The organism is Xinfangfangia pollutisoli, assembly GCF_020179405.1.
Lineage (GTDB): Bacteria > Pseudomonadota > Alphaproteobacteria > Rhodobacterales > Rhodobacteraceae > Pseudogemmobacter > Pseudogemmobacter pollutisoli.
The window spans coordinates 1-1,512 of sequence record NZ_JAICBZ010000174.1 but is presented as its reverse complement, the minus strand read 5'-3'; the positions used below and the strand labels follow the sequence as shown (position 1 = coordinate 1,512).

General features: G+C 72.1%; 2 protein-coding genes and 1 pseudogene. 1 reads left to right on the top strand and 2 read right to left on the bottom strand.

Annotation, left to right across the window (positions count from 1 at the left end; genetic code table 11):
• Nucleotides 1-324: pseudogene (locus K1Y73_RS21870) on the bottom strand (hypothetical protein); the annotation flags it as partial.
• Nucleotides 325-473: 149 nt separating this feature from the next.
• On the opposite strand from K1Y73_RS21870, the gene K1Y73_RS21865 reads away from it, so the two are divergent.
• Nucleotides 474-1,025, top strand: a complete 552-nt coding sequence (locus K1Y73_RS21865) for an LOG family protein (protein ID WP_225030527.1) — start codon at nt 474-476, stop codon at nt 1,023-1,025.
• A gap of 55 nt (nt 1,026-1,080) precedes the next feature.
• Here K1Y73_RS21865 and K1Y73_RS21860 read toward each other — a convergent pair.
• Nucleotides 1,081-1,512, bottom strand: a 432-nt coding sequence (locus tag K1Y73_RS21860; RefSeq protein WP_225030525.1) for a FliM/FliN family flagellar motor C-terminal domain-containing protein, incomplete at its 5' end; no start/stop codon positions are given.

The window sequence follows — 1,512 nt, the reverse complement described above, 5'->3', positions numbered from 1 at the left end:
GGCGATCGTGGCCTGGCCATCGGCCTCGACCAGCCAGGTGCCGATCTGCGGCGGCGGCGGCGCGGGCGGCGCGGCCGCAGGGTCGGGCGTGGCCGGGGCGGCTTCTGCGGCAGGCTGCGCCGCGGGTTCCGCGCGGGCGTCAGGCGCGGGCGCGGGATCCGTGGCACCGGGCTGGGCCAAAGACTCGGCGGGCGTCTGGGCAGGCGTCTGAACGGAAGGCTCGGCCAGGCTTTCGGCGGGCAGGTTCGCGGGCGGTTCGGGGCGCGGCCGGTCCCAGACCAGCCAGCCCAGACCGGCCGCGGCCGCCGTTCCAACCGCGACCACACCCGCCCGGCCTGCCCCGCCTATCGACGCCCAATTCGCCATTGCCCACGTTCCCCTCGGCTCTGCGGTCCTTCGCCCTGTGCCGCAGCTTACAATGTGCAAAGAACCCCGATATCAGGGCGCAAGGCAACAGGAATCGGGACTTCGGCATGACCGCGCATTCGATCTGCGTCTTCTGCGGCTCGCGGCCCGGGCGCAACCCCGCGCATGCGCTGGCGGCACGTCTTCTGGGCGAAGGCATCGCGGCCCGGGGCTGGCGGCTGGTCTATGGCGCGGGGGATGTGGGGCTGATGGGCGAGGTGGCGCGCGCGGCCCAAGGCGCCGGGGCCGCGACATTCGGGGTGATCCCCACCCATCTGGTGCGCGCCGAAGTCGGCAAGCGCGACCTGACGACCTATATCGTCACCGAGGACATGCATGAACGCAAGAAGGTGATGTTCATGAATTCCGAGGCCATCGTCGTCCTGCCGGGCGGCGCGGGCAGTCTGGACGAGTTTTTCGAAGTGGTGACCTGGGCGCAGATCGGGCTGCATGCAAAGCCGATCCTGCTGCTGGATCAGGATGGCTACTGGCAGCCGCTGCTGGCGCTGATCGACCATGTGATCGCCGAGGGCTTCGCCCCCGCGGCCCTGCGCGATCTGTTCCAGACCGTGCCGGATGTGGCGGCGCTGTTTGGCGCGCTGGAACTGGCGCTGGCCTGATCCCGCGACGGGGCGGCCCGGCCTGCCGCCCGTCTTTCGGCAATCGGTCGAAAGCCTAGCCCGTGGCCAGAAAGCCGCCGGGATCGAACCCGATCGGAAAGCCGTCTTCGGCCGCCGAGGGATCGCCCGGCAGATCCAGCGCCGGGAAGCCCTGCATCGGATCGTCCAGCGCCAGCCCGCCGCCCATCCCGACCTCGATCCCCTCCGCCATCCCCTGATCGGGCCCGGCCTCTGTGCCGGTGCCGGCCTCCTGGCCCGCATCGCCGGTCTGGGTCAGGCGCAGGGCGCGCAGGCCGCGCTGCTGGCCCAGCCGCGCCTGCGCCAGCGGCCGGCCGTCGATGCCCGACAGGGTGATCTTGTCCAGCGCCGCGCCGGTCAGCGTCAGCACCTGGCCCGGTGCCAGCGCCATGACCTGCGCCAAGGGCAGGACCAGCCGGCAGATCGCGGCATCGAGCCGGCAGTCGGCCGCCAGAACCGCCTCGCCCAA